At 48.0% G+C, this 24354-nt stretch carries 23 protein-coding genes and 5 tRNA genes; 25 read left to right on the plus strand and 3 right to left on the minus strand.

What is annotated here, in order from left to right; genetic code table 11:
• Positions 1-52 precede the first annotated feature (52 nt).
• On the minus strand, positions 53-1105 hold the full coding sequence (locus tag JZ784_RS10335) for an AAA family ATPase (protein ID WP_346314822.1): 1053 nt from the start codon (positions 1103-1105) through the stop codon (positions 53-55).
• A gap of 252 nt (positions 1106-1357) precedes the next feature.
• Here JZ784_RS10335 and uvrC point away from each other — a divergent pair, with 252 nt between their 5' ends.
• From uvrC to pgsA, 3 genes are all read left to right on the plus strand, one after another.
• On the plus strand, positions 1358-3157 hold the full coding sequence (gene uvrC / locus JZ784_RS10340) for an excinuclease ABC subunit UvrC (RefSeq protein WP_346314823.1): 1800 nt from the start codon (positions 1358-1360) through the stop codon (positions 3155-3157).
• A gap of 158 nt (positions 3158-3315) precedes the next feature.
• Entirely contained in the window at positions 3316-4110 is a 795-nt protein-coding gene (locus JZ784_RS10345) for a thioesterase family protein (protein ID WP_346314824.1), read from the plus strand.
• A gap of 107 nt (positions 4111-4217) precedes the next feature.
• Positions 4218-4805 carry a CDP-diacylglycerol--glycerol-3-phosphate 3-phosphatidyltransferase gene (gene pgsA / locus JZ784_RS10350; RefSeq protein WP_035361610.1) on the plus strand — a complete coding sequence of 196 codons (588 nt, stop codon included), beginning with the start codon at positions 4218-4220 and terminating at the stop codon, positions 4803-4805.
• A gap of 851 nt (positions 4806-5656) precedes the next feature.
• Here the strand turns inward: pgsA and JZ784_RS10355 are convergent.
• Both JZ784_RS10355 and argH read right to left on the minus strand, forming a co-directional pair.
• The gene (locus JZ784_RS10355) at positions 5657-5929 is read right to left on the minus strand and encodes an oxidative damage protection protein (protein ID WP_005006940.1); all 273 of its coding nucleotides are present in this window, start codon (positions 5927-5929) and stop codon (positions 5657-5659) included.
• A gap of 12 nt (positions 5930-5941) precedes the next feature.
• Positions 5942-7372 carry an argininosuccinate lyase gene (argH, locus tag JZ784_RS10360; RefSeq protein WP_346314825.1) on the minus strand — a complete coding sequence of 477 codons (1431 nt, stop codon included), beginning with the start codon at positions 7370-7372 and terminating at the stop codon, positions 5942-5944.
• A 107-nt stretch (positions 7373-7479) separates the two neighbouring features.
• Here argH and JZ784_RS10365 point away from each other — a divergent pair, with 107 nt between their 5' ends.
• From JZ784_RS10365 to nusG, 22 genes are all read left to right on the plus strand, one after another.
• A complete protein-coding gene (locus tag JZ784_RS10365; protein WP_346314826.1) occupies positions 7480-8517 on the plus strand; it encodes a histidine kinase in 1038 nt (345 codons plus the stop codon).
• A gap of 54 nt (positions 8518-8571) precedes the next feature.
• Entirely contained in the window at positions 8572-9312 is a 741-nt protein-coding gene (locus JZ784_RS10370) for a LytTR family DNA-binding domain-containing protein (protein ID WP_346314827.1), read from the plus strand.
• Positions 9313-9419: 107 nt separating this feature from the next.
• Complete coding sequence (gene hemC / locus JZ784_RS10375; protein ID WP_346314828.1) at positions 9420-10337, plus strand: hydroxymethylbilane synthase; 918 nt, start codon at positions 9420-9422, stop codon at positions 10335-10337.
• A 5-nt stretch (positions 10338-10342) separates the two neighbouring features.
• Positions 10343-11113, plus strand: coding sequence for a uroporphyrinogen-III synthase (locus JZ784_RS10380; protein ID WP_346314829.1), 771 nt, complete (start codon positions 10343-10345; stop codon positions 11111-11113).
• On the plus strand, positions 11110-11949 hold the full coding sequence (locus tag JZ784_RS10385) for a hypothetical protein (RefSeq protein WP_346314830.1): 840 nt from the start codon (positions 11110-11112) through the stop codon (positions 11947-11949). Before JZ784_RS10380 ends, JZ784_RS10385 begins: the two co-directional genes overlap by 4 nt.
• Positions 11950-11955: 6 nt before the next feature.
• Positions 11956-13149, plus strand: coding sequence for a heme biosynthesis protein HemY (locus tag JZ784_RS10390; RefSeq protein WP_346314831.1), 1194 nt, complete (start codon positions 11956-11958; stop codon positions 13147-13149).
• A gap of 11 nt (positions 13150-13160) precedes the next feature.
• Positions 13161-13589: a thioesterase family protein gene (locus tag JZ784_RS10395; protein ID WP_346314832.1), complete on the plus strand. Its 429-nt coding sequence runs from the start codon at positions 13161-13163 to the stop codon at positions 13587-13589.
• A 141-nt stretch (positions 13590-13730) separates the two neighbouring features.
• Positions 13731-14057 (plus strand): H-NS histone family protein, encoded by a 327-nt coding sequence (locus JZ784_RS10400; RefSeq protein WP_026253436.1) that lies wholly within the window; start codon positions 13731-13733, stop codon positions 14055-14057.
• Positions 14058-14226: 169 nt separating this feature from the next.
• Complete coding sequence (gene gspN, locus JZ784_RS10405) at positions 14227-14970, plus strand: type II secretion system protein N (RefSeq protein WP_346314833.1); 744 nt, start codon at positions 14227-14229, stop codon at positions 14968-14970.
• Entirely contained in the window at positions 14970-15821 is an 852-nt protein-coding gene (locus tag JZ784_RS10410; RefSeq protein ID WP_346314834.1) for a type II secretion system protein N, read from the plus strand. Before gspN ends, JZ784_RS10410 begins: the two co-directional genes overlap by 1 nt.
• Positions 15822-15859: 38 nt before the next feature.
• The gene (gene gspD / locus JZ784_RS10415; protein ID WP_346314835.1) at positions 15860-18100 is read left to right on the plus strand and encodes a type II secretion system secretin GspD; all 2241 of its coding nucleotides are present in this window, start codon (positions 15860-15862) and stop codon (positions 18098-18100) included.
• 101 nt (positions 18101-18201) lie between these two features.
• Positions 18202-18906 (plus strand): FHA domain-containing protein, encoded by a 705-nt coding sequence (locus tag JZ784_RS10420; RefSeq protein WP_346314836.1) that lies wholly within the window; start codon positions 18202-18204, stop codon positions 18904-18906.
• Between the two features lie 79 nt (positions 18907-18985).
• Positions 18986-19654 (plus strand): phosphoglycolate phosphatase, encoded by a 669-nt coding sequence (locus tag JZ784_RS10425; protein WP_005006971.1) that lies wholly within the window; start codon positions 18986-18988, stop codon positions 19652-19654.
• A 110-nt stretch (positions 19655-19764) separates the two neighbouring features.
• Entirely contained in the window at positions 19765-21258 is a 1494-nt protein-coding gene (trpE, locus tag JZ784_RS10430) for an anthranilate synthase component I (RefSeq protein WP_346314837.1), read from the plus strand.
• A 98-nt stretch (positions 21259-21356) separates the two neighbouring features.
• A tRNA-Thr gene (locus JZ784_RS10435) sits at positions 21357-21432 on the plus strand.
• Between the two features lie 54 nt (positions 21433-21486).
• A tRNA-Tyr gene (locus JZ784_RS10440) sits at positions 21487-21570 on the plus strand.
• A gap of 38 nt (positions 21571-21608) precedes the next feature.
• Positions 21609-21684 (plus strand) — tRNA-Gly (locus tag JZ784_RS10445).
• An 18-nt stretch (positions 21685-21702) separates the two neighbouring features.
• Positions 21703-21777, plus strand: a tRNA-Thr gene (locus tag JZ784_RS10450).
• Between the two features lie 146 nt (positions 21778-21923).
• Entirely contained in the window at positions 21924-23114 is a 1191-nt protein-coding gene (tuf, locus tag JZ784_RS10455; RefSeq protein ID WP_005006977.1) for an elongation factor Tu, read from the plus strand.
• A 49-nt stretch (positions 23115-23163) separates the two neighbouring features.
• A tRNA-Trp gene (locus JZ784_RS10460) sits at positions 23164-23239 on the plus strand.
• Between the two features lie 75 nt (positions 23240-23314).
• Positions 23315-23755, plus strand: coding sequence for a preprotein translocase subunit SecE (gene secE / locus JZ784_RS10465; protein ID WP_005006978.1), 441 nt, complete (start codon positions 23315-23317; stop codon positions 23753-23755).
• 7 nt (positions 23756-23762) lie between these two features.
• Positions 23763-24296 (plus strand): transcription termination/antitermination protein NusG, encoded by a 534-nt coding sequence (gene nusG, locus JZ784_RS10470; protein WP_005006980.1) that lies wholly within the window; start codon positions 23763-23765, stop codon positions 24294-24296.
• The last annotated feature ends 58 nt before the right edge of the window (positions 24297-24354 follow it).

Raw genomic sequence — 24354 nt, forward strand, 5'->3', positions numbered from 1 at the left:
CATATGGATCAGGCCTGTTGCTGCGGGTTGGGCCAATAAATCTGCTGTTTGTTCAGGCAGAGGATTTTACCGTCAGCTGGCCGTTTGAACAGTCGATATGCAGTGCGGCCTGCTCGGGGTGGGTGAGAAAATGCACGGCCAAAATCGGTTCAAGCTCGGTGCGCATTCTGCGCGCCAAATGCCGGGCGCCGTAGCGGATGTCATGCCCTTGGCAAAAATGCGCTTTGGCGCTTTCTGTTAAGGAAAGGCTGCGTTTTTGATGCTGCAGGCGCTGATTGAGTTTTTCCAGTTCAATTTCGACCAGCCTTGGTAAGGCATCATTTTGCACCGGCCGATAGTGCAGGGCGCGGTCAATGCGGTTGAGAAATTCAGGATCGAATTTACGCTGCATGGCTTTTTCAATAATGCGCTGGGTCGGTACGCGCTTTAAACACAGATCCTGCATTTTTTGAGGCAGGAAATTCAATTTATCTAAATACAGCTGCGCAGCCTGCGCGCCGATATTGCTGGTCATGAAAATCATGCAGTTGCGGAAATCAATGGTTTTGGTGCCTGCCGTCAGGGTCAGCGTGCCGGTGTCCAGCACATTCATCAGGCCGCGCAGCACTTCAATCGAGGCTTTTTCCAGTTCATCAAACAGCACAATGCCCGGACGGGTATGTGAGCCTGCTATGGAGGCTTCATCAAACAGGCTGTAGCCTTCTTTCGAGCCGACATAGCCCGGAGGCGCGCCGGTAATGGCTGCGGCATAATGTTCCTGCGCCAAGGTGTTCATATCAATGCGGCAAAAGGCGTCTGAACGGCCATAAATAGCTTCAGCAATTAAACGCACAGTTTCGGTTTTGCCGACCCCGGTTGGGCCCAGCATTAAGGTCACCGAAAGCGGGCGTTCGGGGCTGGAAAAATCCGCTTTGACCACCTGCAGCATTTTTTCAATTTCATTCAGCGCATCATCCTGGCCAATAATCCGCTGCCTTAAGCTTTGCATCACCACCTGCGGTTCAAAATGAAAGCGCGGCTTGCCAATCAAGCGGTCTTTTTTCGATGCGCTGTGTGTCGACGTCGTAGGCTTCACGGCATGGAGGGCTGAATGGGCTGTGTTCATTCCGTTTGATTCCTTGGGTTTAAAACTGGATTGGCAGGGAAAAGAGTCATCAAAAAAAACAGGCGCCTCAACAATACATTCCGCACGCTTTGAGCATAGCAAACTTCAGTTTTTTCAATAATAGCTTTTAGCAATCATGTTATTGCCAGCGCCGTAAAATTCAGGGGGGAATGCTTGAAAATACGGCTTAAACCATCACATCATGTAGCATAGACGCAGCAATGCAGTGAATCAGCAGAAGACAGGCCGCCAGTGAACGAAAACGCGCGTGAACATATTGAAAAAATTCTAGCCCATATGACGACTTTGCCAGGCGTGTACCGCATGCTGGGCAAGGATGGCGAGCTGTTGTATGTGGGCAAAGCAAAAAATTTAAAAAACCGCGTCTCCAGCTATTTTGTCAAAACCATTGAGCATCCGAAGACGCAGGCGCTGGTGGCGCGCATTTATGACATCGAAACCTTAGTCGTCCGTTCTGAAACCGAAGCGCTGCTGCTGGAGCAGAATCTGATTAAGCTGCACCGGCCGCCCTACAACATCATGCTGCGGGACGATAAGTCCTACGTCTATATTTTCATTTCCGCAGATCAGCCTTATCCGCGCATTGCGTCAGGCCGCGGCAAGGGCAAGCATCAGGCCGGCAAGTTTTTTGGGCCCTATCCAAGCGCTTACAATGCCCGCGATACGCTGCTGGTGCTGCAAAAGCTGTTCAATGTGCGCCAGTGTGAAAACAGCTATTTTTCACAGCGCAAGCGCCCGTGCCTGCAGTATCAAATCAAGCGCTGTTCCGCGCCGTGTGTGGGACTCATTAGCCCTGAAGAGTATAAAAATGATGTCGATAACTCGATCCGTTTTTTGCAGGGCGATACCAAAGAGCTGAATCAAGAACTGATTGCAAAAATGGAGCAGGCGGCCGAGGCTTTGGAGTTTGAAAAAGCGGTGTTTTACCGTGACCGCATGGCGCTGCTGCGGGATGTGCAGGCGCAGCAGGCGATTTACAAAGTCAAAGGCGAAGCGGATATTATTGCAATCGCCTACCATGCGGGGGTGACCTGCGTGCAGATTATGCATGTGCGCAATGGCAAGATGCTGGGCGGCAAAAGCTATTTCCCGGATATGCTCGGTGATGATCTGGCGCAAATGCTGTCAGATTTCATCGCCAACTTTTATTTTCAGGTGGCGGATGAGATTCCAGCTGAATTGATTGTGAATGTTGAACCGGTCAACCGCAAAGAACTGGAGCAGGCGCTGCAGCAGCACTTTGAGAAAAAGATTCAAATTAAGCACAGTGTGCGTGAAACCCGCGCTGAATGGCTGGAGCTGGCGCAGATGAATGTGCAGCATGCGATTAAAGGCAAGCTGGCCAATCATTTTGAATTGAATGAACGCTTTCATCAGCTGGAACAGGTGGCGGGCAGGCCCATTGACAGCATTGAATGTTTTGATATTTCCCATACCATGGGGGAAGCCACGGTTGCTTCCTGTGTCGTGTTTGATGCAGGCGGCGCACGCAAGCGCGATTACCGCCAGTTTTCCATCAATGACATTACCGAAGGCGATGACTATGCGGCGATGCGCCAGGCGCTGACCCGCCGCTATAAAAAAGCCATGCTGCCTGACCTGCTGTTGATCGACGGCGGCAAAGGCCAGCTGCATATGGCGATGGAGGTGATGCGGGAACTGGAACTGGATGCGTTTATGATTGGTGTGTCCAAAGGGGAAGGGCGCAAGCCGGGCCTTGAAACGCTGCACTTTACCGATGGCACGAAAATTCAGCTGCCTGAAGACCACAAAGCGCTGCATTTGATTCAGCAGGTGCGTGATGAAGCGCACCGTTTTGCCATTACCAAACACCGCGCTAAGCGGGATAAAAAGCGCGGTTCTTCAGTGCTTGAAGTCATTCCGGGTTTGGGGCCAAAGCGGCGCCGTGACTTATTGACCCACTTCGGCGGCATTCAAGGCGTGCTGAAAGCCTCAGAAAATGAATTGAAACTGGTGCCAGGTTTGGGAGAGGTGATGGCGCGCACCATTTATAAAATTTTGCATGAATAAATTGCCTGACCCTATGCGGGCTTACAGCGCTGTGCTGAAAATGGAAGCGCTTGGCTAAAATGCTCAATGACCCATGGGTCATTGAGCATTTACATCAGCAGCCATTCCAATAAAGATAGCGTATCGGCCATCACGTTGGCGTTCAGCAGGGAAGCAGCATGTCATTAACCGCATTATATGAGCAGATTCAGCAGTCAGATACCGTCGATATTCCGCAAGGCTGGCTGCAGGGGCGCACGATTTATGGCGGCTTGGTGGCGGGCATGCTGATGCAGAAAGCCGTGCTGGCGGTGGCCGATGAGGAGAAGCGCTTGCTCAGCGCCAGTGTGACTTTTGTCGGGCCTGTGCAATTAAGTTCAGTGAAGCTGACTGCGGAAATCCTGCGTGAAGGAAAATCTGTGACCACCGTGGAAGTCCGGCTTTGGCAGGGTGGCGCGGTGCAAAGCATTTTACTGGCCAGCTTTGGCGCGCAGCGCGAATCATCTATTCAGGTGAGCCATGAGCGGGCAGCGCCAGATTATCCTGCTGTTGAAGACCTGCAGATCGCGCAGCATCATCCTTTGGCGCCGGAATGCTTTAAGCAGATGCAAATGGCATGGGCTGAAGGGCAGTATCCGTGCACGGCAGCCCAGCAGCCTGATTTTGGCGGCTGGTTCCGCTTTGATCCTGCATGGCATGAAAACCGCGAGATGACGGTGGCGGATTTAATGGTGGCCTTCGATATGTGGCCGCCCGGTGTGCTGCCGATGTATACGCGCATGGCGCCAGCCAGTTCGCTGACATGGCATCTGACGTATGTGCACCCGCTGCAGCATCAGGTGCAGGATTGGTTTAAATATAAAGTATTTACCGACTATGCAGGAGACGGCTATTCGACGGAATATGCGCATTTATGGGATGCAAAAGGCCGGCTGATCGCGATTTCACGGCAAACAGTTACCGTGTTTGCCTAGTGACACTTTAGGCCATTTCGTATAAAGTGAACAGAATTAACGAAGGGTAAATCCTCAATATATTGTGCATTTGCATCGTGCATGAAGGGGAAACATTGGCGGTGTCTATGACTGCAGGTCGAATCCTGAATATTCCAAACATTTTAACTTTAGCGCGTATTGCTTTAATTCCGGTATTTTTGCTTGTGGCCTATTGGCCGCCGGCCATGGGAGTTGAAGGCCATGATGCCGGCATGAGCCGGCATATGCTGCTGACGGGGATTTTTGTAGTGGCTGCGGTTACGGATTGGTTCGATGGCTATTTGGCGCGCACCTTAAACCAGACTTCAGCCTTTGGCCGCTTTCTGGATCCTGTTGCAGATAAGCTGATGGTGGCGGCGGCGCTGATTGTGCTGGTGCAATGGCAGCCCACGATTTCGATGGCTTTTGCCGCCATTGTGATTATTTCACGTGAGATTACCGTGTCTGCGCTGCGCGAGTGGATGGCGGAACTGGGCGCGCGCACCAGTGTTGCGGTATCCACAGTGGGCAAATACAAAACAGCATTCCAAATGATTGCGATCTCCGTCTTTCTGCTGAATTGGCCGCCGCTGGAAATGCTGGCTTATGCGCTGCTGTATACCGCCGTGATTTTAACGCTATGGTCCATGTTTATTTATTTAAAAGCAGCATGGCCGTATTTGAAGCAGCCTTAAGCTTAGAGCTCTGAAAGCCCCTTTATGGGGTTTTTTTATGCCGCCTTTAATATTTAAAAATGCCGGCTGGCAGCACATTTCAGGCTGGCTATTGACTCAAGTCAAAAATTGCAGAATCTGCAGGCATTAGAATAAAAAAATTCCCAGACTTTGGGGGAAATCTGGGAAGAAAATCGGGGATACTTATCACTATTATTCGAAGATGTTTCCATCTTCTTGAAACCGATTATAGGAACTCGCAACGCCAAAATCATGTAGGTTCTTGTATTGTAATGCTGCGTTTTATTAAGAGAATGTAGCGCAAATTTACATTTCCTAATTTTGATACAAATTCTATGACTCTCCTCAGCTTAAGAATGCTGTGCAAAGGGATGTCCAGACTTAAAAAAACTTAAACATTCTGCTGTTTCAATGGGTTGGGTGCAAAATGGCTGATCTTGTGTTCAGGCGGCGCAGTATTTTGCTTGATAAAAAAAGGAGCCGTTTCAGATTCCTTGATGGCATTTGGAGCTGCGCGCTTCGCTTGCCTTGCAGAACAATAAGGCAGCCCATAAAAAAATCCCCAAGGATGGGGATTTTTCAGATTAAAGCCTGCGCACACCTTCGGTGTTTGTCTTGAATAAAAATTAAAGCAGCGCTTTATTTTTTCCACTCGAAGCATAGCTTCTCGTCTTGCGGCGTGGCGGAGCAGTGCTTCTAAGCTAAAAAGGGAATCTTTTCAGACTCCCTTTTGACAATTAAAACTACGCGCTTTGCTTGTCTTGCGTAAAAAAAGAAAAGCAGTGCTTTAGTTTTTCCACTCGAAGCATAGCTTCTTGTCTTGCGGCGTGGCGGAGCAGTGCTCCGCTTTATCACGCCTCAGGCTTCAGGCCTTCAGCTTTTTCCAATGACTCATCATTGTTAAAGAATTTTTCACGCTGTTCTTCAAGAAACTTTTTCGCATCCGGCTCAAACACGTTTAAACGCTTTTCATTGATCAGCGTAGTCTGGTGCTTCAGCCATTCCTGCCAAGCTTCTTTGGACACAGAGTCAAATAATTCCTGGCCTTTTGCACCGGGAAACGGTGCAAAATCCAATCCTTCCATTTCTTTTTGATACTTGCGGCAAAATATTTGTCGAGTCATGGCGCCTATCCTTTAAGCGTAAAGTTTTTCCAAACGGGCATAAGCGCGTTCAATGGCGGCTTCTACCTGAGCTGGCGCAGTCCCGCCAATGTGGTTGCGGGCATTGACTGACGCTTCAAGTGTCAGCGCTTTTTCAAAGACATCGGCTTGAATCAAGTCTGAGAACTGCTGAAGCTGCTCAAGGCTCAGTTCAGACAAATCTTTGGATTCTTGCACGCCTAGCGCGACCGCTTTACCCACAATCTCATGCGCATCACGGAACGCCACGCCATTTTTCACCAGGTAATCCGCCAAGTCAGTGGCGGTAGAGAAACCGCGCAGCGCCGCTTCACGCATGATTTCAATGTTGGGAACCAATGCGGGAATCATGTCAGCGAATGCCATGAGTGAACCGCGGACGGTATCAATGGCATCAAACAAAGGCTCTTTGTCTTCTTGGTTATCTTTGTTGTAAGCCAAAGGCTGGCCTTTCATCAGGGTCAGCAAACTCATCAAGTCGCCATACACACGGCCGGTTTTACCGCGGATCAGCTCAGGCACATCCGGATTTTTCTTTTGCGGCATGATTGAAGAACCGGTGCAGAAACGGTCTGGAATGTTCACAAATTTGAATTGTGCAGATGTCCAAAGAATCATTTCTTCAGACATGCGCGACATGTGCATCATGATGAGCGAGGCCGCAGCATTGAACTCAATGCCAAAATCACGGTCAGACACCGCATCCAGCGAATTTTCTGCAACGGCTTCAAAACCTAACAGTTCCGCTGTATAGGCGCGGTCAATCGGGTAGGTGGTTCCTGCAAGCGCCGCTGAACCCAATGGCATGCGGTTGGTGCGTTTGCGGCAGTCAATCAAGCGCTCAGAGTCACGCACCAGCATTTCAAACCAGGCCATTAAATGGTGGCCAAAAGTCACAGGCTGCGCGGTTTGCAAATGCGTGAAGCCCGGCATGATGGTGTTGGTGTTTTTCGCAGCCAAGCCCAAAATCCCTTTTTGCAGTTTTTCAAGCAATTGCAAAATGGCATCAATTTCATCACGCACATATAAACGGATGTCTGTTGCCACTTGGTCATTGCGGCTGCGGCCCGTATGCAGCTTTTTGCCGGCTATGCCGATCCGCTGCGTTAAGCGCGACTCAATATTCATGTGCACATCTTCTAAGTCGATGCGCCATTCGAAATTGCCTGCTTCAATCTCAGCTTTAATCGTATTTAAGCCGTTAACGATGTCATTGCGTTCCTGTTCGGTTAATACGCCAACTTTGGCAAGCATGGTTGCATGCGCGATAGAACCTGCAATATCTTGTTTATAAAAGCGTTGGTCAAATTGAACAGATGCTGTAAATTCAGCAACAAAAGCGTCAGTTGCTTCAGAGAAACGGCCGCCCCACATGCCCGAAGTTTGGGCTTGTGACGGATTTGAGGAATTAGAAGATGTGGTCATGTCGGCTCAATAAGATAAAAAGCAGTAGAACTGTCCAAGAGTATAGCAAATTCGAACCCTATTGCCGAAGTGCAAGTTCATCAATCTTTTTCGAGCAGTGAGGGCAAATGGAGGTTTCTTTTTTTTCCAGCAGGATTGGGCGCTGGCAGTATGTCCTTGAGCTGTTTACTGCCGGCAATATTTTGGCACTGGTGCTGGCTTTAGCGCAGGCGCAGTCATGGTCAAATTTAAGCTTCAGCAGCCTGATGCAGCATATTTTATTTATTAATTGGGTGTTGCTGGCTTTCGCGGCGATTGTAGAATATTTCGATCAGCGCTTGTCACCGCTGAATTTGAAATTGACTTTGCTGCTGGGCTTTTTGTTGCTGCAGCTGATTGTCCTGGGCACCACACTCGTTCTGAATATTCTAATGTATTTTGGGCATAGCTTCAGCTTTGCTGGCCTCAGCTGGGGAACGGTGTTCAGCCGCGCAGGCATGAATCTCAGTTTTGGCATGCTGCTGGGCGCATTTTGCTTCCGCTATTTATATTTGCGTGAACAATGGAGCCGGCAGCAGAACAGTGAACTGAATGCCCGCATTCAGGCCATGCAGGCCCGCATTCATCCGCATTTTTTATTTAACAGCTTAAACAGCGCTATCAGCCTCATCAGCATTGATCCAGATAAAGCCGAAGAAATGCTGCTGAATTTATCGCGCCTGTTCCGCGCCAGCTTTCAGGAACTGAAGCTGGTGCCGCTGAGTGATGAAATTGATTTATGCCGGCGCTATTTAGCCATTGAGCAAATCCGGCTGGGAGAGCGCTTAAAGGTTGAATGGAAATTGGTTAATCCGGAAATGTACGCGCGTGTACAAATTCCGCTGCTAACTTTACAACCCTTAGTGGAAAATAGTATTTTTCATGGAGTTGAAAAAATTCTAACTAAGAGTACGATAAGCATATTGATTGAAATATTGCAAAATCAAGTCAATATAGTCATTACTAACCCATACGCACAGGATAAAATAACTTTACGTCAAGGACATGGTATTGCAGTGGAAAATGTGCAGCAGCGGCTGAAAGCGTATTATGGTTCATCTGCAGCATTCCAAAGCTTTGCAGGAGAAGGGATGTTTACGACTGTAGTGCAATATCGATATAAGTAAAAACAGTGCAGTTAACCTATAAAAAAAATGATGGTAGCTGAGTAAGGAGGAGAAATGGACATCCTGATTTGTGATGATGAGCCTCTTGCATTAGAGCGCTTGTCACGCTTAGTCACTCAATTGGGGCACCAAGTGACAGGTCATGCAACACATGGACAGCAGGCGGTTGAATTAGCGAAAAGCCTTGAGCCCGATGTTGTGCTGTTGGATATACAAATGCCGGAAATGGATGGTTTGGCCTGCGCTCAGTATTTGCGCCAGCTTGAACCGATGCCGGCAATCATTTTTTGCACTGCATATGACCACCACGCATTGGATGCATTCAAATCAAACGCAGAAGGATATTTGCTCAAACCGGTGATGCAGCAGGAACTGCAGCAGGTTTTGGATCATTTAATAAGATTAACCCAAGCTCAAGTGAGCTGTCTAAAACAAAAAGAAACTATGGAAGAACTCAAAATCAGCCGCCATCAAATCGCGGCCAAGACCTATCGCGGTGTTGAATTGGTGCCTGTTGAAAATGTGTATTATTTTTTAGCAGATCAAAAATATGTCACCGTGCGCCATAAAAACGGCAGTGTCCTGATTGATGAAACACTGAAAGACCTGGAAACAGAGTTTGGTGACCAGTTTATCCGCATTCACCGCAATGCGCTGGTTTCAGTCAATTATTTGGATGGTTTGGAAGTGGTCAGTTCAGGGCAATACCAAGTGCGCTGCCGCGAGCTTGAGGAGCGCCTTGCGGTGAGCCGAAGGCATTTACCGAATTTGCGCGAGCGGATTCAGAAATTGTAAAGCTGCAGAAAGGAATAAATGCTGTCATCTTTCTTAAATTTACTTGCATTTTAATATCGGCAAGATAAGTTTAGAATAATGTTTATTCTTACAGCCGTTTAAAATTTATGAAAACCCTGAAAATCGCAACTCGTCAAAGCCCGCTGGCCCTGTGGCAGGCAGAGCATATTAAAGCACGTCTGGAAGCGCTGCATGCGGACTTAAAGGTTGAGTTGGTGACCTTTGTGACACAGGGCGATAAAATTTTAGATACGCCATTGGCCAAAATTGGCGGCAAAGGGTTATTTGTGAAAGAACTGGAAGCGGCCTTAATGGATGGCCGCGCTGATCTGGCTGTACATTCCATGAAGGATGTGCCGATGGCCTTGCCTGAAGGTTTGGCTTTGGCCGTGATCTGTGAGCGTGAAGACCCGCTGGATGCTTTTGTATCCAATACTTACCGACATTTTGATGATTTGCCTCAAGGGGCCAAAGTCGGCACATCCAGCCTGCGCCGTAAATGCCAAATTTTGAAGCAGCGCCCGGATTTGCAGATCATTGATTTGCGCGGCAATGTCGGTACGCGCTTAGCTAAACTGGATGCTGGAAATTACGATGCCATTATTCTGGCAAGCGCCGGCTTAAAGCGTTTAGGCTTAGCGGAACGCATCCGCCATGCTATCGCGCCTAAACTCAGTCTGCCTGCAGTTGGACAGGGCGCTTTGGGCCTGGAATGCCGAGATGCAGATCAAGCTGTACTGGACTTAATTTTCCCGCTTATGCATGCTGAGACGGATGTGTGTGTGCGGGCGGAACGCGCTTTCAATGCGTATTTGGAAGGCGGATGCCAAGTGCCGATCGCGGGCTATGCAACTTTGCAAAATGGGAAAATTCATTTAGAAGGCCGTGTAGGCAGCGTTGACGGCGCAACTTTGCTGAAAGCTGAATCTATGGGCGCAGCGGCAGAGGCTGAACAGCTTGGTGTGGCTTTGGCGAAAGATTTGGTCGCTCAAGGGGCAGGTGAGCTTCTGAAGGCGCTGTATTAATCGGCATGCTTTTCTTAAACACGCGGCCAGCCGACCGGGCAGCTGATTTAACGCAGTTTCTGCAGGCGCGGCAGATTGATGTGCTGGACTTGCCGCTACTGGAACTGTCACCGATGCCCTGGTCTGAAGATTTAGCTACGCTGTATGCAGCGCTGGCATCGGTTCAGGTGATCGTGGCGGTGAGCCCTTCTGCTGTGCAATACGGCATGGAAGGATTAAAGCGCGCAGGCCTGACGCAGGCCAGTATTTTGCATATACAGTGGATTGCCGTCGGTGAAGCGACCGCAAAGGCTTTGCAGGCTTATGGCATCAAGAGCCATGTGCCGCTGGTGGAAACATCAGAAGGCATGCTGGATTTGCCTGTGCTGCATCAGCTGGAGAATACTGCCAAAGTGGCCTTTTGGCGCGGCGAAGGCGGCAGGCAATTCATGATGGATGCACTGCGCAAGAAAGGCATTCAGCTGTTGAATTTTGTGCTGTACCGGCGGCAATGCCCGGAGCAAACTCCTAAAATTCTTATGGAAAATCTTTTAGGACTGCAGGGCTATTGCATGCTCGTGACCAGTGAAGCCAGCTGGCTGAATTGGCTGAGGCTGATTGCGGCGCATCTGGATGTGCTGAATCAAGCGCATTTTTTGGTGCTGGGCGAGCGCTTATCTGATCTGCTGCAGCATTATAGGCAAGCTCATCCATATAATTTTTCTATTTATCAGTTAAATGATTTGCGGAAGGAATCCATTTTGAAGCAAATAGCGCTTGTGCAAGGAAATTCATGAAAAAACTGCTTGTTCTGGCCCTGGCCTTAAGTGTTCTATGGATCGCAAAAATCAGTTTTGATCTATATCGGTTCAATGCGGCGCAGGATGCGCTGATGCAGCAGCAAAATGCGCTGGAGCAGAGAACGGCCAGTTTGAATGATCAGCTGGCTGCTTTAAACCGGCAGTTCAGCAAGGCAGCGCTTTCGTCCGATACAGAGCATGCGGAATCAGCCTTGGCGCAACCGTCCGCCGCGGCGCTGCAGCCAACGGTTTTAATTGCGAAGCAGCTTGATTTAATTGAGTTCGCTTTGCAGCAGCAGCAATATTCGCTGGCTTTGGAAAAATTGAATCAGCTGAATTTGAATATAAATGCATACCCGCTTGCGCCGGCGCTGAAAGCCAGCCTGCACCAAGTGATTGATAAAGACCGGCATACGGTAATGCAATATATTAATGCCAATAATGAACAGCAAAATAAAATAAAAGCAGTGCTGGATTTGCTCGACCGTGAAATTGGCGAAGAGATTAAAGCGCAATATCAAAAGCCGGCGCCGCAAGCAGGCAAATCATTTTGGCAGCGCTGGATTCAAATTGAATCGGTACAGCAACCAAATGCAGTATTAATGCACCGCAGTATCATTTTAAAAGAAGCGCAGCTACGTTTATTGCTGGCTCAGCAGCAATTGCAGAAAGGGCAATATATTGCCTTTCAGCAGGAATTAACTTTAGCAGTTCAAATTTTAAAGCAGCTGCCGGATGCAAAAACACAGAATTTTATTCAGCGTTTAAATGATTTGAAGAAAATTTCAGCCAATCCGGTACCAAGTTTAAATACACGGGCTTTAATTGGATAATTGCATATGAAGCAAATTTTACTCGCGTATTTATTTATCAGTTTATTGGCTGTTGCGTTATTTAGTGTGCTCAGTTTTGGCTATGGTCCCGGTTATGTCTATATCTATTGGCGCGAATGGCAAATTCAAACCAATATCTGGTTTTTTCTCATTATATTGGCGCTTTTAAGTTTTACTGGGCAAATGGCCTGGCTGGGCATTAAGCGTTATTTAAGCAGAGAACAGCGTAAACGGGAAAATATTTTCAGTTTCAGCAAACTGCATCCCTATGAGCAATTGGCGGTCATTTGGCTGTTAAATGCAGCACAGGATCAGCGTCAGTTTATTCAGCAGGCTTTTACTGAATCCGGTTTGCTGAAAGGGATTATGGATGCGCGCTTATATTGGATGCGCCAGCAATATAAGGATGCGCTGAATGCATTAAAGGATGCCAATCCTATGGCTTTTGAGCTGGCGGAACTGCAGCGGATTGAAGTTTACCTGGCGCAGCAGGATGGCGAAAAAGCCTTAACGCATTTAGAGTTTCTCAATCAGCATGAACTTTCGCCTTGGCTGCAAAATGTCAGCACAGCGTATGAGCAGCGTTTAACCGCGCTATGGGGGGAGTTTGCGCTGCAGTTTCCATGGATGTATTTGCGTTCTACCAAATATGGGCATTTGGATGAAATAACCAAACAGGCCTGGCTGGAACAGTTGCTGGCAGCATTTGATCAGGCAGACCCAGACAGTTTGCAGCTGCTGAAAGAGCGGTATGAGGCATTGAATGATCAAATTTATAACCGCACCTTTCCTATTAAGCTCTTATGGCTGAAAGTGCTTTCGCGCATGCCGGAAATGAGTGCATTGCATGAACAGCTCGCAGTGCATTTGTTGTCAGAGCAGTTTAATCAGGAGGCGTTCTATTTGTGGTTCCAGCAGCAATTGCTGAAGCAGAATCCTGATTATGAACAAATTGAGCAGCGGATTAATGCTTGGGAAAGCCAATATCCAGCATTGCCTGTCTTCAGTTTTGCCAAATGGCATGTATATATGGCAACCGGGCGCGCAGCAGAGGCGGCTTTATTGCTGAACCAGTATTCTGATGATGTATTAATGAGTTATTTAAGAATTAAATCGAATTTGTCAGGTCAGGAAGATTTTATTAAACAGTTAAATTTAATTTTTGAAAATAATGCAAATTTTGTAGAAATTAAAATATAGTGAAAAATAAAATGATTAATATTTCTGAATATCCGGTAATTTTTGAGCAAAATGTGGCATGGGGCGATATGGATGCATTTGGCCATGTCAATAATGTGCAGTATTACCGCTATATTGAAAGCGCGCGCATTTGCTATTTTGATGAGCTTGATATTTTTCAGCAGGATGTTTTTACCGTGGTTGCTTCGAATCAATGTAAATACTTCAGCCCAATACTTTATCCAGACCAGTTGAAAATAGGCGTGCGTGTAGAAGAGCTTCGAAATAGCGCGATCCGAATGAGTTATTTAATATGGAGCACGCAGCAGCAGAAAATAGCGGCAGCCGCAGAAGCGGTCATTGTGTGTGTTGATAAAGTAAATATGCAGAAAATAGCTATGCCTGAAATGATCCGCCAAAAAATAAAACAAATTGAATTACGCGTGCAGCATGTTATTTAATTTAAATTCTGAAAAATAATTCGTTAAAACTATAGAAATCTGGTTTTTAATCCCCATATTGATATTGAATGTTTATATTAATGTAAATATGATGAGCGAGTTTAAAGTAAAATAATACATATTCATTGTTGAGGAATTAATATCATGCCAGACATCAGTAATTTATCTGTTGAAGAACTTAAAAAACTTCAAGTTGAAGCTGAAGCGTTAATCGCTTCTAAAAAAGATCAAGCGGTTGAAGATGCATATAACCAAATTTTAGCGATTGCTGAAAATGTCGGTTTAAGCATTGATCAAATTTTAGAGCTGGGCGCGACCAAGCGTAAGAAAACAACGCGGAAATCAGTAGAGCCGCGCTACCGCAGCAAAGCAAATCCAAATGATACATGGACCGGCCGCGGTAAACAGCCGCGCTGGCTGGTTGCGGAATTGGAAAAAGGCGCTAAGCTGGAAAGTTTCTTAATTTAACTTAGCGTCATTGGGCTGTCATAAAAGCAGTCTAGGATAAAAAAAACCAAGCAGTACTGCTTGGTTTTTTTTATCCCTATGAATTGGCTGCGTGGAAAAAGTGTGCATAATGTGTTTATAAAAGAAATAAAGTTTTCGGGAAAGAAATTGACAGATTGGTTGGGGCGGGATGAGCGGTAAGCCAAAACAAATAAAATGGCTGTTATTCGCGGTCATCATTTTTTTTATTTTCGTTATGCTGCAAGTACCAGCAGCATGGCTAATTTCAAAATTTTATAAAAATAATCAGACGCTGCAAAATGTCAGCGGCAATATTTGGCGCGGGCAAGCGGACTGGAGCAAAGGCCAGCTGAAAGGCTCAATCAGCTGGAAAAGCCGGCCCTTGGATTTGCTGCTGATGCGGTTGGGTGCAGATGTGGAAATTCACAGCGGCAATACACAGCTGCAAGGCGCGGTTGGATACGGCTTGGGTCAATCCTTAATCATCAAATCTCTCAATGGGCAGATTGCGCCGGAAACCTTAAAGTCCATCGCAGATTGGCAGTGGCCGAACAATGCGGTTCAGCTCAAGGATCTTTCGCTGAAATATACAAAGCAGCAAGGATTCAGCCAGGCTGACGGCCAGCTGCAATGGGCGGGCGGAGAGCTGCTGTATATCTTTGCGCAGCGTCAAGACCGCATGAATGTTCCGTCGCTGATTGGAAAATTAGCGGATGATCAGGGCAAGCTGCAGATTGATGTCCGTGATCCGCGGGAACAAAAAATGATGAATTTGCAGCTGGATGCAGAATTGATGCTGGATGTGCAGCTGACGCAGCGTTTATTAATGAATATTCCTTCTTATGAAGGCAAAGCTGGTTTGGACACCTATGTGATTAGTACCCGTCAGCCTATGCTGAAAGGCGGTTTCTAATGCATAACTGGATTGAAAAGCTCAAGCAGTACAACTGGAAAAATACAGACCGCCTGGCGCCAGCTGTGCTGGCCGTGCTGATTATGTGCTTGTGCTGGAAACTGGCTTCTATGCTGTGGCTGGTGCTGGCGCCGCCGCAAGCCATGCAGATGGATCGGGTTGAGCTGGGCTCGCAGCAGCCTCAAGTGCCGAATATCAGCTCCTTTGCCTTATTTCAGGAAGCAGGGCGGGCATCCAGTGCGGATGAACAGCTGAATATGGTATTGCAGGGGGTTGTGGTGGGGTATCCAAGCCAATACTCGTCAGCGGTGATTAAAGTCAATGAAACAGCCGAGCGCTATCGGGTGGGAGAGGCGGTTGAGGGCTCATCTTATACGCTGGCGGAAGTCTATTGGGATAAGGTCTTTTTGCGCAGCGCAAATGGCGCGGTGCGTGAGCTGGCCTTTAAAGGGATTGAAAACGGATTGGACCAGCCCATTGTGCCGAGTGGCAGCGCCAATCCGCAAATGAATAATGAGCAACAGCAAGGCTACTCAGGCAGCGGCCAAACGCAAAGCGCGCTCGGGCAAGCGGTGCAGCGCATGCAGGAAAACCGTGAACAGTATATGCAGGAAATGGGCGTGAACGCATCTTCCGGCGGCGGGTTTGAAGTCACGGCGCGCACGCCGGCGGCATTGAGAAATAAGCTGGGCCTGCAGCCGGGGGACCGCATTATGTCGCTGAATGGGCAGAGTGTCGGCGCTGGCCAGACAGAAGTGCAATTATTAGAACAGGCTCGCCGCGAAGGGCAGGTGAAGCTGGAAATAAAACGGGGTGATCAAGTGATGACCGTGCAGCAGGATTTTAAGTGATGTGTCATCACCTAGCAGGTTGGGAAGCATAAGAGTTCATGGCTTTATTAAATAATCATCGTGCTGTATTTGCGGCATATGCTTTAGCGCCATTGGTGGCTATGGTGAGCACGGCAAGCCACGCGCAGACGTGGAAAATCAATTTGCGGGATGCAGATTTAACCGCATTTATTAATGAAGTGGCTGATATTACGGGCAAGAATTTTGCAGTTGATCCTCGGGTCCGCGGCAATGTTACGGTGATTTCCAATAAGCCGCTGAATAAAAGTGAAGTCTACGACTTGTTTCTGGGGGTGCTGAACGTCAATGGTGTCGTGGCGATCCCATCGGGCAATACCGTCAAGCTGGTGCCGGACAGCAATGTGAAAAGCTCAGGCATTCCCTATGATTCCCGCCACCGCGCAACGGGGGATCAAATTGTGACCCGGGTGATTTGGCTGGAAAATACCAACGCCAATGACTTAATTCCTGCTTTACGCCCGCTGATGCCGCAATTTGCGCATTTATCTGCGGTAGGCGGCACCAATGCTTTAATTGTGTCTGACCGCGCCAGCAACATATATCAGCTGGAAACCATTATCCGCAATCTGGATGGCACAGGGCAGAATGACATTGAGGCTGTTACGCTCCAATCCAGTCAAGCTGAAGAAATGATCGGCCTGCTGGAAGCCATGACCTCTACGGGCGCTTCAAAAGATTTAAAAGGCTCGCGTGTGCGCATCATTGCGGACAACCGCACCAATCGCATCATTATTAAAGGTGATATGCAGTCGCGGAAGCGCATCCGGCAGACCATCGAGATGCTGGATGTGCCGCCTGCAGACCGTTTAGGCGGATTGAAAGTCTTCCGGCTGAAATATGCCAGCGCAAAAAACTTAGCGGAAATCCTGCAAGGCTTGGTAAGCGGGCAGGCAGTGTCCAGCTCTAATTCTGGTTCATCCAATTCATCGTCCAGTTCTAATAATGCCATCAGCAATCTGCTGAATAATTCGAATTCAAGTTCCAACAGCTCATCCATGGGAGCTTCTTCGGGGATCAACCTGAACTCAGGTTCGAACAATCCAAATGAAAACAGCATCAGCAGCTTTAGCGCCAATGGGGTCAGTATTATTGCGGATACCACACAGAATTCCCTGCTGGTGAAAGCCGACCCGCCATTGATGCGGGAGGTTGAATCGGCTATTTCACAGCTGGATACCCGCCGTGAGCAGGTGCTGATTGAAGCGGCGATTATTGAAGTGGAAGGCAGCGATACGGATCAGCTGGGTGTGCAGTGGGCGCTGGGTGATTTAAGCAGCGGGATCGGCTTGATCAATTTTGACAATATCGGTTCCAGTTTAAAAAATATTGCAGCAGGCTATTTAACTGGCGGCGCAGCGGGGGCGGGCAGCGCGATTGGCGCGGGCACATCACTGATCTTGGGGGATTATAAAGAAAGCGCTGACGGCTCACGCAAGCTGTATGGCGCGATGATTCAGGCGCTGAAAGAGAAAACCAAATCCAATTTGCTGTCGACACCGTCCATTTTAACCATGGACAATGAAGAAGCCTATATTGTCGTGGGGGAGAACGTACCGTTTGTGACGGGTTCTGTTTCAACCACATCTTCAGGCACAGCCAATCCTTATACCACCATTGAGCGCAAGGATGTCGGCGTAACCTTAAAAGTGGTGCCGCATATCGGTGAAGGCGGCTCTGTGCGCTTAGAGGTTGAACAGGAAGTTTCTAATGTTAAGGCCAACAAAGGCCAAGCCTCAGATTTGGTGACCAGCAAGCGCGCCATTAAAAGCTCCATTTTGGCTGAGCATGGCCAGATTATTGTACTGGGCGGCTTGATCTCAGATGATACGGCCTATACGCGGCAATCCGTTCCCGGTTTGGGGGCGATTCCGGGCCTGGGGCGCTTATTCCGTTCAGACGGCAAATCCAATGTGAAGCGCAATTTGCTGATCTTTATCCATCCGACCATTGTGGGGGATGCCAAAGATGTGCGCAAGCTGTCGCAGCAGCGCTACAGCCAGCTGTACAGCCTGCAATTGGCGCTGGATGATGACGGCAACTTTGCCAAATTGCCGGAAAATATCGAAGATATGTATCAGCAGCGAATTCCGGTTTCGAAGATACCGGTCAATCCGCCGAAGCCGGCTTATCAGGCGGTTCCATCGGGCGGCGCGCAGCAGCAGCCGGCGATTCAGGTTACGCCTGTGGCGATAGAGCCGGCAGTGACGCGGCAGGTGGTGACTGTGCCGAATGGAGCGCGTCAGCCACCTGCGCCTTAATGTATTGCTGCGCAGCGGAAAAACATGGGCAGAACATGCGGTTGATGAATTTAGACCGCAGCATGTATGATGAAATCAAAATCAGATAGAGAAATCATTTCATGACTTGGAAACTACAAGGCATTACTGGAGAGCAAACAGGGCAGGAAATCAGCATTGACCGTGATATGCTGATTGGGCGCCATCAGGCTGCGGATATTGTCCTGCAGCAGGCTGAAATTTCCCGTAAGCATGCTGCATTTTATTTAAGGGATCAGGCGCTTTGGGTGCAGGATCTGAATTCATCGAATGGCACATTTGTGAATGACGTTAAGATTGAAAATGAAGCGCTGTTAAAAGAGGGTGATATTGTTCAATTCGCCAGCTTAAAATTTTCAGTTTTGCAGCCCGCCCGCACTTTGGATGATGCTGAAGAGAAAGCGCCAGTGCAACCCCCGCAGGCTGAAGCTGCGGTGCAGCCGTCTGAAGCGGTTGCTGTATCAGAAACCGCCCAGTCAGCAGCGCCAGTGACGGCGGCGGCGCAGAAGATGAATGATCAGGGTATGCCTGATTTGAAAGAGCGCCATGAAGGCGTACAGCTGAGCCGTGACGGCATGCCGCAAAATGTCGCTGTGCCAAAACCGGCGCCAATTCCGGAAGGTGTTGATATCAGCGCGGTGAAGCCTGATCCGGCGCCAATTCCCGTTGAACAGCCGGTGACACAGGTTGAACAGGAAAAAGAACAGCAGAAAAATGCATCTGTTGGCCTAATGAGCGTGATTGTCATTATTATTTTGGCAGTTTTAGCATGGCTGTTCTTTAAGTAAGCCGCGCTTGGACTGCAATAAGGCATGCAATCGCATGCCTTTATTGTTTAAGCTGAAGATATATGGAAAAGAGGACCTTATGTTGAATCTGAATTTAGCGGAAAAACAGCTGATTTTATTTGATTTGGACGGCACGCTGGTTGATTCGGCCACAGATTTATACCGTGCGATGAATATGAGCCTGAATGCATTGCAGCTGCCCTTGGTCACTGAAGCGCAGGTGCGGGTTTGGGTTGGAAAAGGCACTTCCATTTTTTGTAGCAGCGTTTTGGAGCATTTAACCGGTATTGTGGATGCTGCGCAGCATCAGCTGCTGCTGGAGACCTTTTTGAAAATTTATAATGCGGACCCGTGTGTGGAAACGCAGCTGTTTCAGGGGATTCAGGAGTTTTTAGATTGGGGTAAAGCGCAAGGGAAAACACTGATTTGCGTGACGAATAAGCCTGAGCAGCCGGCCCGCATGATTGTTGAAAATTTGGGAATCTCCAGCTATTTTGCAGATGTCATTGGCGGTGACCGTTTTGAACAGCGCAAGCCGCATCCACGCCAGCTGCTGCATTGCGCAGATTATTATCAGACTGAAAAAGCAAACATGCTGATGGTGGGTGACTCATCGAATGATGTGGAAGCGTCGCGCCGCGCGGGTATAGATTGTATTGTGGTCAGCTATGGCTATAATCATGGTGAAAATATTCAAGATTGCCAGCCGCAGCTTGTGGTGGATGATCTTCGGGAATTGCTTGCGTAATACAGTGCATTGAAGGAATAAACATGAGCAGCAGAATGGTTTTTCGATGGCGGAACTCAGTCCAGCAATCCAATAAAACTGAATAGCGCCAATCAAAATAGAGAAACCGCATGACCACGCAAAGCCAATTCGATCAACTCAAAGCCCAGGGCTATAACCTAATTCCTGTCTACCGCCAGCGCCTGGCGGACACGGAAACGCCATTATCTGTATTTGCCCGTCTGAAAGGGCATAAGCAGGCCTATTTGTTCGAATCCGTGGAAGGCGGTGAAAACTGGGCGCGCTATTCCATTATCGGCTTAGGCGAGTCGACTGTATTTTCCTGCAATGCGGGTGTGCTGACGGTTCAGCAGGCAGATGGCGGGATCAGCAAACAGCAGTGTTCAGATCCCTTCCAATATATCCGTGACTTTCAGGCGCAGTACCGCGTGCCTACCCAGCAGGATCTTCCGGCGCTGCCGAGTTTTACCGGCGGCTTGGTGGGCTACTTTGGCTATGATGCGGTGCGCTATATCGAGCCGCGCTTAAATAATGTGCCGGAAGCTGATCCAGTCGGCTTGCCTGATATTTGGATGATGCTGTCTAAGACCGTGATTGTTTTTGATAACTTAAAAGACACGCTGTTTTTAATTGTGCATGCGGATGTGCAGGATGCAGATGCCTATGCTCAAGCGCAGAATCAGCTGGATGCGCTGGAAGAGCTGCTGGCGACCCCTGTCAGTCTGAAAGCGCAGAAACATACTGCGCCGCATTTTGAATCGTTAACGGGTCATGATCAATTCATTGCTTCTATTGCCAAAGTTAAGGAATACATTAAGGCGGGTGATGTGATGCAGGTGGTGCCTGGGCACCGCATGGTTTCAGATTTTGACGGTGATCCATTGCAGGTTTACCGCGCGCTGCGCCATTTAAATCCATCGCCGTATTTATTTCTGGTGCAGGGGCAAACTTTAGAGAACAATCAGCCCTTCCATATTGTCGGTTCGTCCCCTGAAATTTTATCGCGTTTGGAAAATGGCATTGCCACGGTGCGTCCGCTTGCGGGGACGCGTCCGCGCGGCAAGACCAAAGAAGAAGATCTGGCTTTGGAAAAAGATTTGCTGTCAGACGAAAAAGAAATTGCCGAACATTTAATGCTGATTGATTTGGGCCGAAACGATGTGGGGCGTGTATCAAAAATCGGCAAAGTGCAAGTCACCGATCAGATGGTGATCGAGCGCTATTCGCATGTGATGCATATTGTGTCGAATGTGCAGGGTGAAGTGCGTGATGATGTGGATGCCTTGGATGTTTTTAGAGCAACATTCCCTGCAGGCACGCTTTCTGGTGCGCCAAAAATCCGCGCGATGGAAATTATTGACGAAGTTGAACCGGTAAAGCGCGGAATTTTCGGCGGCGCTGTGGGTTATTTAGGCTGGCATGGCGAAATGGACATGTCGATTGCCATTCGAACCTGCGTTATCCGTGAAAATAAAGTCTATGTGCAGGCGGGAGCGGGGGTGGTTTATGACTCAAATCCTGAATCTGAATGGAATGAAACCCAAATAAAAGCTCGCGCAGTGATCAAAGCGGTTGAATTATCGTCAAACGGATTGATTTTATGAGTTTTTGACGGTTTTTTTAAAAAAAACACTTGCAAGGATTCTGAGTTTTGCTAAACTGCACACCGTTCCGATACGAAACGTACGAAACACTAAGAAACGCCGGCATAGCTCAGTTGGTAGAGCAACTGACTTGTAATCAGTAGGTCCACAGTTCGAATCCGTGTGCCGGCACCATCTTAGAGAGTTGAGTAAGTAAAGTAAAGAGCAGCACTGAAGCAAGTGTAAAATGGTGAGGTTCCCGAGCGGTCAAAGGGGGCGGACTGTAACTCCGCTACGAAAGTTTCGAAGGTTCGAATCCTTCCCTCACCACCAATTTTAAGACTTCTAGAAGTGGATTGTGCCAACATCGTGCGGGAGTAGCTCAGTTGGTAGAGCGGCAGCCTTCCAAGCTGCATGTCGCGAGTTCGACCCTCGTCTCCCGCTCCATTCTAAGTTCTTATATTTGCTCTTATAGCTCAGTGGTAGAGCACTCCCTTGGTAAGGGAGAGGTCTCGAGTTCAAATCTCGATAAGAGCTCCAGATTACAGTTTAGTAGATTATCTACAAAGTTTTTAAAAAGCAGGCTTATTAGTCTGCTTTTCAAGTATTTGGTGTCTGATTTTTTAGACGATGTGTCGATACCGAGTTGTTTATACCTGTGTTCGACGTAAACGAGGAAGATGAACATGGCTAAGGCTAAGTTTGAACGTAATAAGCCACACGTTAACGTGGGCACAATCGGTCACGTTGACCATGGTAAAACTACTTTAACAGCTGCTATCGCAACTGTATGTGCGAAGAAATTCGGCGGTGAAGCGAAAGATTACGCTGCAATCGACTCTGCACCAGAAGAAAAAGCACGCGGTATTACAATTAATACTTCACACGTAGAATACGATTCTCCAATCCGCCACTACGCTCACGTAGACTGCCCGGGCCACGCCGATTATGTTAAAAACATGATTACTGGTGCTGCTCAGATGGACGGCGCGATCCTTGTATGTGCTGCGACTGACGGCCCAATGCCGCAAACTCGTGAACACATCCTTCTTTCTCGCCAAGTAGGCGTTCCATACATCGTTGTATTCTTGAACAAATGCGACCTTGTAGACGACGAAGAGCTTCTTGAATTGGTAGAAATGGAAGTTCGTGAACTTCTTTCTACTTATGACTTCCCAGGCGACGACACTCCAGTAATCCGTGGTTCAGCTCTTCTTGCGTTGAACGGTGATGCTGGTCAATACGGCGAAGAAGCTGTAGTTGCTCTAGTAGAAGCGCTTGACACTTACATCCCAGAACCAGAACGCGCAATCGACAAGCCATTCTTGATGCCTATCGAAGACGTATTCTCAATTTCAGGCCGCGGTACAGTAGTAACTGGCCGTGTTGAAGCTGGTATCGTGAAAGTAGGCGAAGAAGTTGAAATCGTTGGTATTAAAGATACAGTTAAAACAACTGTAACTGGCGTAGAAATGTTCCGTAAACTTCTAGACGAAGGCCGTGCGGGCGAGAACTGTGGTGTTCTTCTGCGTGGTACTAAGCGTGAAGACGTTCAGCGTGGTCAAGTATTGGCTAAGCCGGGCGCGATCAAGCCGCACACTAAATTTGACGCAGAAGTATACGTGCTTTCTAAAGAAGAAGGCGGCCGTCATACTCCATTCCTTAACGGTTACCGTCCACAGTTCTACTTCCGTACAACTGACGTAACTGGCGCGATTCAGTTGAAAGAAGGCGTTGAAATGGTTATGCCTGGTGACAACGTAGAAATGTCAGTAGAGCTTATCCACCCGATCGCTATGGACGCTGGCTTACGCTTCGCGATCCGTGAAGGCGGCCGTACAGTTGGTGCTGGTGTAGTGGCTAAAGTTACTGCATAATACAAGTTGTAAAAATAAATCGAGGGCTTAGGCTCTCGATTTATTCTGCAGGTCAGTAGTTCAATTGGTAGAGCGTCGGTCTCCAAAACCGAATGTTGGGGGTTCGAGTCCCTCCTGGCCTGCCAAATTTTTCAAAAAGAAGCTTGATGCTGGCTAAACTGGTCATATAATAAGTCGCGAATCCTACGACGAGTACAAAAATGTCGAATGATAAATCGCGTGACGCATTGAGCGACGCGCCAATTCCCCAAAGAAATAATTCAGCTGAAGTTGTAAATTCTGGTTCCCTTGTAGATATTGTTCTATGGGTGGTTGCCTTGATTTTATTGGTCGGAGCAATGCTTGCGAATCAGCATCTGCCAGCGTATTGGGCGCCTGCAAATGATGTTTGGGTGCGCGTTGGGGTAATTTTGGCTTGTATCATCGTGGCTTTAGGTTTATTATACGCCACCCATCAAGGCAAAGGCTTTATCCGTTTATTGAAAGATGCGCGGATTGAGTTGCGACGTGTGACTTGGCCTACAAAGCAAGAGACTGTGACCACATCTTGGCAAGTTCTTGCAGTAGTTGTTATTGCATCTATTGTTTTATGGTGCTTTGACTATGTTTTAGGCTGGTTAATGAAGTTTTTTATCGGGTAAGAGAGCTATGAAACGTTGGTACATTATTCATGCCTATTCAGGCTATGAAAAACAGGTGTTACGCTCACTTAATGATCGAATCCAGCGCAGCGCTGTAGCCGATAGCTTTGGTGAAGTCCTTGTCCCTACTGAAGAAGTGGTGGAAATGAAGGATGGCAAAAAGCGCAAATCAGAGCGTAAATTCTTTCCAGGCTATGTATTGGTCGAAATGGAAATGAATGATGAGACTTGGCACATTGTTAAAGAATGTCCAAAAGTATTGGGTTTCATCGGCGGTACAGCGGAAAAGCCTGCACCGATTACGCAAAAAGAAGCTGATGCGATTCTTGCTCGTGTACGCAATACTGGTGAAGCGCCTCGTCCTAAGACGATGTTTGAGCCAGGCGAAGAATTACTGGTAATTGACGGTCCATTCACAGACTTTAAAGGTGTGGTGGAAGAAGTCCTTTACGAAAAATCGCGCTTAACGCTGACGATTAATGTATTTAACCGTCCAACGCAAGTTGAATTGGAATTTCGCCAAGTCGAAAAATCAGTTTAATTGGAATTGGCTGGTAAACGCCCGATTTGTTATGAGTCGGGCATTGTTGTTGTAACGG

The sequence above is a fragment of the Acinetobacter sp. CWB-B33 genome, from assembly GCF_039655955.1.
GTDB classification, from domain to species: Bacteria; Pseudomonadota; Gammaproteobacteria; order Pseudomonadales; family Moraxellaceae; genus Acinetobacter; species Acinetobacter bouvetii.

Excerpts from the sequence above, each read along its gene's own strand:
- JZ784_RS10385 (WP_346314830.1), top strand. The coding sequence starts at position 11,110 with ATGAAAAAACTGCTTGTTCTGGCCCTGGCCTTAAGTGTTCTATGGATC.
- JZ784_RS10365 (WP_346314826.1), top strand. The coding sequence starts at position 7,480 with ATGGAGGTTTCTTTTTTTTCCAGCAGGATTGGGCGCTGGCAGTATGTC.
- JZ784_RS10335 (WP_346314822.1), bottom strand. The coding sequence starts at position 1,105 with ATGAACACAGCCCATTCAGCCCTCCATGCCGTGAAGCCTACGACGTCG.
- JZ784_RS10345 (WP_346314824.1), top strand. The coding sequence starts at position 3,316 with ATGTCATTAACCGCATTATATGAGCAGATTCAGCAGTCAGATACCGTC.
- secE (WP_005006978.1), top strand. The coding sequence starts at position 23,315 with ATGTCGAATGATAAATCGCGTGACGCATTGAGCGACGCGCCAATTCCC.
- JZ784_RS10390 (WP_346314831.1), top strand. The coding sequence starts at position 11,956 with ATGAAGCAAATTTTACTCGCGTATTTATTTATCAGTTTATTGGCTGTT.
- JZ784_RS10410 (WP_346314834.1), top strand. The coding sequence starts at position 14,970 with ATGCATAACTGGATTGAAAAGCTCAAGCAGTACAACTGGAAAAATACA.
- argH (WP_346314825.1), bottom strand. The coding sequence starts at position 7,372 with ATGACCACATCTTCTAATTCCTCAAATCCGTCACAAGCCCAAACTTCG.
- tuf (WP_005006977.1), top strand. The coding sequence starts at position 21,924 with ATGGCTAAGGCTAAGTTTGAACGTAATAAGCCACACGTTAACGTGGGC.
- JZ784_RS10370 (WP_346314827.1), top strand. The coding sequence starts at position 8,572 with ATGGACATCCTGATTTGTGATGATGAGCCTCTTGCATTAGAGCGCTTG.
- nusG (WP_005006980.1), top strand. The coding sequence starts at position 23,763 with ATGAAACGTTGGTACATTATTCATGCCTATTCAGGCTATGAAAAACAG.
- JZ784_RS10425 (WP_005006971.1), top strand. The coding sequence starts at position 18,986 with ATGTTGAATCTGAATTTAGCGGAAAAACAGCTGATTTTATTTGATTTG.
- JZ784_RS10380 (WP_346314829.1), top strand. The coding sequence starts at position 10,343 with ATGCTTTTCTTAAACACGCGGCCAGCCGACCGGGCAGCTGATTTAACG.
- hemC (WP_346314828.1), top strand. The coding sequence starts at position 9,420 with ATGAAAACCCTGAAAATCGCAACTCGTCAAAGCCCGCTGGCCCTGTGG.
- JZ784_RS10395 (WP_346314832.1), top strand. The coding sequence starts at position 13,161 with ATGATTAATATTTCTGAATATCCGGTAATTTTTGAGCAAAATGTGGCA.
- JZ784_RS10355 (WP_005006940.1), bottom strand. The coding sequence starts at position 5,929 with ATGACTCGACAAATATTTTGCCGCAAGTATCAAAAAGAAATGGAAGGA.
- JZ784_RS10420 (WP_346314836.1), top strand. The coding sequence starts at position 18,202 with ATGACTTGGAAACTACAAGGCATTACTGGAGAGCAAACAGGGCAGGAA.
- gspN (WP_346314833.1), top strand. The coding sequence starts at position 14,227 with ATGAGCGGTAAGCCAAAACAAATAAAATGGCTGTTATTCGCGGTCATC.
- trpE (WP_346314837.1), top strand. The coding sequence starts at position 19,765 with ATGACCACGCAAAGCCAATTCGATCAACTCAAAGCCCAGGGCTATAAC.
- pgsA (WP_035361610.1), top strand. The coding sequence starts at position 4,218 with ATGACTGCAGGTCGAATCCTGAATATTCCAAACATTTTAACTTTAGCG.
- gspD (WP_346314835.1), top strand. The coding sequence starts at position 15,860 with ATGGCTTTATTAAATAATCATCGTGCTGTATTTGCGGCATATGCTTTA.